The sequence below is a fragment of the Bradyrhizobium sp. genome (genome assembly GCF_019242285.1).
In the GTDB taxonomy this organism is placed as follows: domain Bacteria; phylum Pseudomonadota; class Alphaproteobacteria; order Rhizobiales; family Xanthobacteraceae; genus Bradyrhizobium.
The window spans coordinates 1-6,636 of sequence record NZ_JAFAVV010000010.1; the positions used below are offsets into that span (position 1 = coordinate 1).

At 64.7% G+C, this 6,636-nt stretch carries 11 protein-coding genes; all 11 read left to right on the forward strand.

From position 1 onward, the window contains the following. On the forward strand, positions 1 to 337 hold a 337-nt coding region (gene rplE / locus JOY90_RS00445), incomplete at its 5' end, for a 50S ribosomal protein L5 (RefSeq protein ID WP_291689208.1). Between the two features lie 45 nt (positions 338 to 382). Continuing rightward, positions 383 to 688: a 30S ribosomal protein S14 gene (gene rpsN, locus JOY90_RS00450; protein WP_291689209.1), complete on the forward strand. Its 306-nt coding sequence runs from the start codon at positions 383 to 385 to the stop codon at positions 686 to 688. Between the two features lie 16 nt (positions 689 to 704). After that, positions 705 to 1,103, forward strand: coding sequence for a 30S ribosomal protein S8 (rpsH, locus tag JOY90_RS00455; protein ID WP_291689210.1), 399 nt, complete (start codon positions 705 to 707; stop codon positions 1,101 to 1,103). Between the two features lie 14 nt (positions 1,104 to 1,117). Beyond that, a complete protein-coding gene (gene rplF / locus JOY90_RS00460; RefSeq protein ID WP_291689211.1) occupies positions 1,118 to 1,651 on the forward strand; it encodes a 50S ribosomal protein L6 in 534 nt (177 codons plus the stop codon). Positions 1,652 to 1,662: 11 nt separating this feature from the next. Then, positions 1,663 to 2,019, forward strand: a complete 357-nt coding sequence (gene rplR, locus JOY90_RS00465) for a 50S ribosomal protein L18 (RefSeq protein WP_291689212.1) — start codon at positions 1,663 to 1,665, stop codon at positions 2,017 to 2,019. A 55-nt stretch (positions 2,020 to 2,074) separates the two neighbouring features. After that, positions 2,075 to 2,656 (forward strand): 30S ribosomal protein S5, encoded by a 582-nt coding sequence (gene rpsE / locus JOY90_RS00470; RefSeq protein ID WP_291689213.1) that lies wholly within the window; start codon positions 2,075 to 2,077, stop codon positions 2,654 to 2,656. A 96-nt stretch (positions 2,657 to 2,752) separates the two neighbouring features. Beyond that, entirely contained in the window at positions 2,753 to 2,947 is a 195-nt protein-coding gene (gene rpmD, locus JOY90_RS00475) for a 50S ribosomal protein L30 (protein WP_291689214.1), read from the forward strand. An 18-nt stretch (positions 2,948 to 2,965) separates the two neighbouring features. Continuing rightward, positions 2,966 to 3,454 carry a 50S ribosomal protein L15 gene (rplO, locus tag JOY90_RS00480; RefSeq protein WP_291689215.1) on the forward strand — a complete coding sequence of 163 codons (489 nt, stop codon included), beginning with the start codon at positions 2,966 to 2,968 and terminating at the stop codon, positions 3,452 to 3,454. A gap of 147 nt (positions 3,455 to 3,601) precedes the next feature. Further along, entirely contained in the window at positions 3,602 to 4,933 is a 1,332-nt protein-coding gene (gene secY / locus JOY90_RS00485) for a preprotein translocase subunit SecY (RefSeq protein WP_291689216.1), read from the forward strand. Next, on the forward strand, positions 4,930 to 5,550 hold the full coding sequence (locus JOY90_RS00490; RefSeq protein WP_291689217.1) for a hypothetical protein: 621 nt from the start codon (positions 4,930 to 4,932) through the stop codon (positions 5,548 to 5,550). The genes secY and JOY90_RS00490 overlap by 4 nt, the downstream gene beginning before the upstream one ends. Next, entirely contained in the window at positions 5,547 to 6,419 is an 873-nt protein-coding gene (locus JOY90_RS00495; protein ID WP_291689218.1) for an adenylate kinase, read from the forward strand. The genes JOY90_RS00490 and JOY90_RS00495 overlap by 4 nt, the downstream gene beginning before the upstream one ends. The last annotated feature ends 217 nt before the right edge of the window (positions 6,420 to 6,636 follow it).

The window sequence follows — 6,636 nt, forward strand, 5'->3', positions numbered from 1 at the left end:
CTATTCGCGGATCGCGATCGCGACCTACAAGTTGCGCGAGAACCAGCCGATCGGCTGCAAGGTGACGCTGCGCAAGGCGCGGATGTATGAGTTCATCGACCGGCTCGTGAACGTGGCGCTGCCGGGCGTGCGCGACTTCCGCGGGCTGAATCCGAAGAGCTTCGACGGCCGCGGCAACTATTCGCTCGGCATCAAGGAGCACATCATCTTCCCCGAGATCGATTTCGACAAGGCGGGCGAGTCCTGGGGCATGGACATCACGGTGTGCACCACCGCGCGCAACGACGACGAGGCGCGCGCGCTGTTGACCGCTTTCAATTTCCCGTTCCGGCAGTGAGACGCTGACCGACAGCCTCTCAAACGCGGATACAAGGAGCCAAGCATGGCAAAGAAGAGTTCAGTCGAGAAGAACAACCGGCGCAAGCGGATGACCAAGAACGCGGCTCCCAAGCGTGCGCGGTTGAAGGAGATCATCGCCGACAAGACCAAGCCGATGGAGGAGCGCTTCGCCGCGACCCTGAAGCTTGCGGAAATGCCGCGCAACTCGTCCGCGACCCGGATTCGCAACCGCTGCGAATTGACGGGCCGGCCGCGCTCGAACTACCGCAAGAACAAGCTCAGCCGCATCGCGCTCCGGGAGCTCGGCTCCAAGGGCATGGTCCCCGGACTCGTCAAGTCGAGCTGGTAAGGGAGGGTCGGAAGAGATGTCGACACACGATCCGATCAGCGATTTGATCACCCGCATCCGCAACGCGCAGATGCGCTCGAAGTCGAAGGTGTCCTCGCCGGGCTCCAAGATGCGCGCCAACGTGCTCGAGGTGCTCAAGGCGGAGGGCTACATCCGCGGCTATGCCAGCGTGGAGCATTCCTCCGGGCGCAGCGAGCTCGAGATCGAGCTGAAATATTTCGACGGCGAGCCCGTCATCCGTGAGATCGAGCGCGTCTCCAAGCCCGGCCGGCGTGTCTACGCCTCGGTGAAGAACCTGCCGCGGGTCAACAACGGGCTCGGCATTTCGGTATTGTCGACGCCGAAGGGGATCATGGCCGACCATGACGCGCGCGACGCGAATGTGGGCGGCGAGATTCTCTTCACGGTGTTCTGAGAAGGAAATTTGCCATGTCACGTATCGGCAAGAAGCCGGTGACGATCCCCTCGGGGGTCACCGCGACCGTCGATGGACAGACGGTGAAGATGAAGGGGCCGAAAGGCCAGCTTCAGTTCGTCGTGCACAACGACGTCGAGGTGAAGCTCGACAAGGGTGTGGTCACGGTGGCGCCGCGCGCCGAGACCAACCGCGCGCGCGCCCTGTACGGCACGGCGCGGGCGCAGATCGCCAATCTGGTCGAAGGCGTCACCAAGGGCTTCGAGAAGAAGCTCGAGATCACCGGCGTCGGCTACCGCGCCGCGATGCAGGGCAAGAACCTGCAGCTTGCGCTCGGCTACAGCCACGACGTGGTCTTCCCGATTCCGGAAGGCATCCAGATCGTGGTGCCGAAGCCGACGGAGATCACGATCTCGGGCAATGACGTGCAGCGGGTCGGCCAGGTCGCGGCCGAGATCCGCGCCTGGCGCCCGCCGGAGCCCTACAAGGGCAAGGGCGTGCGATATGCCAACGAGTTCATCTTCCGCAAGGAAGGCAAGAAGAAGTAACGGAGCCGGCGATGTCGAGAAGCAAGGTTACGAATGACCGGCGCAAGCAACGGGTCAGGCTGTCATTGCGCCGTTCCGGCGGCGGTCGTCCGCGGCTGTCGGTGTTCCGTTCGTCGAAGCACATCTATGCCCAGGTCATCGACGACCAGAAGGGCGAGACGCTCGCCTCCGCCTCGTCGCTGGAAAAGGACATGCGCGAGAAGACCGGCGCCAACATCGACGCCGCCAAGGCTGTCGGCAAGTTGCTGGCGGAGCGCGCGGTGAAGAAGGGCGTCAAGGAGGTCGTGTTCGACCGCGGCGGCTATCTCTATCACGGCCGCGTCAAGGCGCTGGCGGATGCGGCGCGCGAGAGCGGGCTGAGCTTCTAGAACCAGATGGATATGAGGACAGAGGTTTTGAGCCTCCGAAAGATTGGAACACACCATGGCTGAACGGGAACGCGGCGAGCGCGGTGGACGCGAACGGAGCCGGGAGCGCGAGGAGCGCGACAGCGAGTTCGTCGACAAGCTGGTCCACATCAACCGCGTGGCGAAGGTGGTCAAGGGCGGCAAGCGCTTCGGCTTCGCCGCGCTGGTCGTGATCGGCGACCAGAAGGGCCGGGTCGGGTTCGGCCATGGCAAGGCGCGCGAGGTGCCGGAGGCGATCCGCAAGGCGACCGAGTCGGCCAAGCGCAATCTGACGCGGGTGGCGTTGCGCGAAGGCCGCACGTTGCATCACGACATCGCCGGCCGCCACGGCGCGGGTCGCGTCTATCTGCGTGCGGCGCCGGCCGGCACCGGCATCATCGCCGGCGGTCCGATGCGCGCCGTGTTCGAGACGCTCGGCATCCAGGACGTGGTGGCGAAGTCGATCGGTTCGTCCAACCCCTACAACATGGTGCGGGCGACCTTCGACGCGCTGAAGCAGGTGGATTCGCCGCGCTCGGTCGCGGCGCGCCGCAACATCAAGGTGTCCACGCTGCAGGCCCGCCGCGTCGGCGGCGACGCCGAAGCGGCCGCGGACTAGCCAGAGCATGATCCGGAAAAGTGGGTACCGATTTTCCGATAAGATCATGCTCAAACGAATAAGCTAGCGCGTCAGCGCGTTTCGGAGTTTACGACGATGGCCAAGGCCGCAAAGACGATCAAGCTCGAGCAAACCGGCAGCCCGATCCGCCGGCACCACTCGCAGCGCTCGACGCTGATCGGGCTGAAGCTCAACAAGATCGGCCGGGTCACCGAGCTGCCGGATACGCCGGCGGTTCGCGGCATGATCGAGAAGGTTCAACATCTCGTCCGCATCGTCGACGGGAAATAGGGAATAAGGAGAAGGGCGATGAAGCTCAGCGATATCGCCGACAATGCCGGCGCGCGCAAGAAGCGCATGCGGGTCGGCCGCGGCATCGGCTCCGGCAAGGGCAAGACCTCGGGCCGCGGCGGCAAGGGCCAGACCGCGCGTACCGGCGTGCGCATCAAGGGTTTCGAAGGCGGCCAGATGCCGCTGCATCGGCGCCTGCCCAAGCGCGGCTTCACCAACATCTTCCGGGTGGAATATGCGGAGGTCAATCTCGACCGCATCCAGCAGGCGATCGACGCCAAATTGCTCGACGCCGCCGCTCCCATCAACGCCGAGGCGCTGGTGAAGTCGGGCGTGCTGCGCCGGTCCAAGGCCGGCGTGCGGCTGCTCGGCCGCGGCGAGCTCAAGGCGAAGGTGAATGTCGAGGTGCATGGCGCGTCGAAATCCGCCGTCGAGGCGGTCGAGAAGGCCGGCGGCACCGTGAAGCTTCTGGCGCCCGCGAAGAGCGACGGCGGCGAGGCGGCGTAACATCTGCGTCATCGCCCGCCCGCGCGGGCGGTGCGCACCGCGCTGACGGTGGACTTATCGGCAGCGGGCACCAGATAATGGCCGCCGTCTGCCGTTGCCCCTCGAGGCGGGCAGGACGGCGCGTCGGGCGGCGGGAGAAAGCCAAACATGGTCTCAGCAGCGGAACAACTGGCAGCCAACATCAATTTCGGCGCGTTTGCCAAGGCCGACGAGCTGAAGAAGCGCATCTGGTTCACCCTCGGCGCGCTTCTGGTCTACCGCCTCGGCACATACATTCCGTTGCCCGGCATCGATCCCAACATCTGGGAGCAGGTGTTCCGCACCCAGCAGGGCGGCATCCTCGGTATGTTCAACATGTTCGCCGGCGGCGGCATCCACCGCATGGCGATCTTCGCGCTGAACATCATGCCGTACATCTCGGCCTCGATCATCATCCAGCTCCTGACCACGGTGTCGCCGCAGCTCGAGGCACTGAAGAAGGAAGGCGAGGCCGGCCGCAAGACGCTGAACCAGTACACGCGCTATCTCACCGTGCTGCTCGCCGCGTTCCAGTCCTATGGTATCGCGGTGGGGCTCGAGGGAGCGGGCAACGTGGTCAGCGAGCCCGGCCTGTTCTTCCGCTTGTCGACCGCGATCACGCTGACCGGCGGCACCATGTTCCTGATGTGGCTCGGCGAGCAGATCACCTCGCGCGGCATCGGCAACGGCATCTCGCTGATCATTCTCTCCGGCATCGTCGCCGAGCTGCCGACCGCGCTCGCCAACATGCTCGAGCTCGGCCGAACCGGCGGATTGTCGACGCCGCTGATCCTGATCGTGATTGTGATGGCGGTCGCCGTCATCGCCTTCATTGTGTTCATGGAGCGCGCGCAGCGAAGGCTGCTGATCCAGTATCCGAAGCGTCAGGTCGGCAACAAGGTGTTCGAGGGACAATCCTCGCATCTGCCGCTCAAGCTCAATACCTCGGGCGTGATCCCGCCGATCTTCGCCTCGTCGCTGCTGCTGCTGCCGACCACGGTGGCCAATTTCAACGCCGGCCGCGGGCCCGAGTGGTTCCAGTGGCTCACCACCCAGCTCGGCCACGGCCGGCCGCTGTTCCTGTTTCTCTATCTCGCGCTGATCGTGTTCTTCGCCTTCTTCTATACCGCGATCGTGTTCAACCCGACCGAGACCGCCGACAATCTGAAGAAGCATGGCGGCTTCATTCCCGGCATCCGGCCGGGCGAGCGCACCGCCGAGCATATCGACTACGTACTGTCGCGGATCACGGTGCTCGGCGCGATCTATCTCGCCATCGTCTGCCTGATCCCGGAGATTCTGATTTCCTACGCCTCGGTTCCGTTCTATTTTGGCGGTACGTCGCTCCTGATCGTGGTCAGCGTGACCATGGATACGGTGGCGCAGGTGCAGGGCTATCTGCTCGCCCACCAATATGAGGGGCTGATCAGGAAGTCGAAATTGAGAGGCCGTCGTAGATGAACCATGAGCTGGCGCGCCGTATCGTTGTCACGATCGGCGCGCTGCTCATTTTCCGGCTCGGCAGCCACGTCCCGGTTGCGTCCATATGGACGCCGGCCGGACCGCTCCCGGAAGGCGCCCTGGTTCGCGTCTCGATCTTCTCGCTGGGCATCGTTCCCTATGCGACTGCGGCGGTCATCATCCGGCTTCTGTCGGTGGTGTGGGGCAGGCTGAACCGGCTCGAGCGGTCGGGCGAAGCCGGTCGTCGCATGGTTTTGCGCTGCACTCTCGTCACGGCCGTCCTGATCTTCGCCTTGACCTTCATCTACACGTCCTACGTCGTCGACCCCGGGCACGCCGCAGACAGGCTCGCGGAGCAGGGCGGAACGATCGCCGGCGTGGCGTCGGGCGAGCCCACGGCCGGCCATCTCGATCGCCTGGTGTCGTTGACGACCGTCGTCGGAGCCGCCTATCTCACGGCCGTGGCGCTGCTTCCGGAGGTGCTGGCCGCTCGCGGTGCAGCGCTACCCTGTGAAATCAGCGGTGGTTCGATGTTGATTTTGGTTTGCACGATCCTTGATATTCGAACCCAGGTGCGCGACGTATCGCTCACCAATGCGAGGGGCGGACGTCAATGAGACTGATACTTCTGGGACCGCCGGGGTCGGGCAAGGGCACGCAGGCGCAGCAATTGGTACGGCGCTACGGTATCGTGCAGCTTTCCACCGGCGATATGCTGCGCGCTGCGGTTGCGGCACAGACGCCGATCGGGTTGAAGGCCAAGGATCTGATGGCGGCCGGCCATCTCGTGCCGGACGAGATCGTGGTCGGGATCATCTCCGACCGGATCGAGCAGCCCGACGCGCATAACGGCTTCATCCTCGACGGTTTCCCGCGCACGGTGCGGCAGGCCGAAGAACTCGACGAGCTCCTGACGAACAAGCACATGGAGCTCGATGCCGTGATCGAGCTGAAGGTCAATGAGGGTGTGCTGTTGCAGCGCATCGAAACGCGCGCGGCGGAAACGCGGGCACGCGGCGGAGAAGTGCGCGCCGACGACACGCCGGAGGTGCTCATCAAGCGCCTGGCAGCCTACCGCTCCCTGACCGAGCCGCTGGTTCATTACTATGCCGATCACCGCATCTTCTCGACGGTCGACGGCATGATGAGCATCGAGGAGGTCACCCGCGAGATCGGTCGCATCCTGGACGCAACCAGCGCGGGAACCAGCAAGGCCGCCGGTCGCACAACGCCGGCCAAGCGCAGTCCCAAGCGCGGAGCGGCGCGGGCGCGGACCAAGGCGACCGGGACCAAGACGGCGGACAGGGAGGCTACGGCGCTGGCGCGGGGAGCGGCCAGGGGTGCCGCAAAAGGGCGTCCGGCGGCCCAAAAGGGGGCCAAGTCGGCGAAATCGGCCCGGAAGGCGCCGAAGCAGGCGGCGGCGGTCAAAAAGACCCCCCGGAAAGGGACCAAAACGGCAAAAAAGCTCGCGAAAAAGCGTCGCTAAAACCTGGAATCGGTTGACGAAAGCGGCTGCAATCCTTTAATAACCCGCATCCAAATCGGATGGTTTTATGACGACGCCGGGCCCCAAAACGAGCAGGGGGCGGGCGTCGTGTTCGCGTCTGCGGACCTCTGCCCGAGACAGCAAGTCCTCAACAGCCCGGTTCCCAGGAGGGATCGGCGACAGGAGAGAAATTCGTGGCCCGTATTGCCGGCGTCAA

Excerpts from the sequence above, each read along its gene's own strand:
- JOY90_RS00495 (WP_291689218.1), top strand. The coding sequence starts at position 5,547 with ATGAGACTGATACTTCTGGGACCGCCGGGGTCGGGCAAGGGCACGCAG.
- rplF (WP_291689211.1), top strand. The coding sequence starts at position 1,118 with ATGTCACGTATCGGCAAGAAGCCGGTGACGATCCCCTCGGGGGTCACC.
- rplR (WP_291689212.1), top strand. The coding sequence starts at position 1,663 with ATGTCGAGAAGCAAGGTTACGAATGACCGGCGCAAGCAACGGGTCAGG.
- rpsE (WP_291689213.1), top strand. The coding sequence starts at position 2,075 with ATGGCTGAACGGGAACGCGGCGAGCGCGGTGGACGCGAACGGAGCCGG.
- rplO (WP_291689215.1), top strand. The coding sequence starts at position 2,966 with ATGAAGCTCAGCGATATCGCCGACAATGCCGGCGCGCGCAAGAAGCGC.
- secY (WP_291689216.1), top strand. The coding sequence starts at position 3,602 with ATGGTCTCAGCAGCGGAACAACTGGCAGCCAACATCAATTTCGGCGCG.
- JOY90_RS00490 (WP_291689217.1), top strand. The coding sequence starts at position 4,930 with ATGAACCATGAGCTGGCGCGCCGTATCGTTGTCACGATCGGCGCGCTG.
- rpmD (WP_291689214.1), top strand. The coding sequence starts at position 2,753 with ATGGCCAAGGCCGCAAAGACGATCAAGCTCGAGCAAACCGGCAGCCCG.
- rpsH (WP_291689210.1), top strand. The coding sequence starts at position 705 with ATGTCGACACACGATCCGATCAGCGATTTGATCACCCGCATCCGCAAC.
- rpsN (WP_291689209.1), top strand. The coding sequence starts at position 383 with ATGGCAAAGAAGAGTTCAGTCGAGAAGAACAACCGGCGCAAGCGGATG.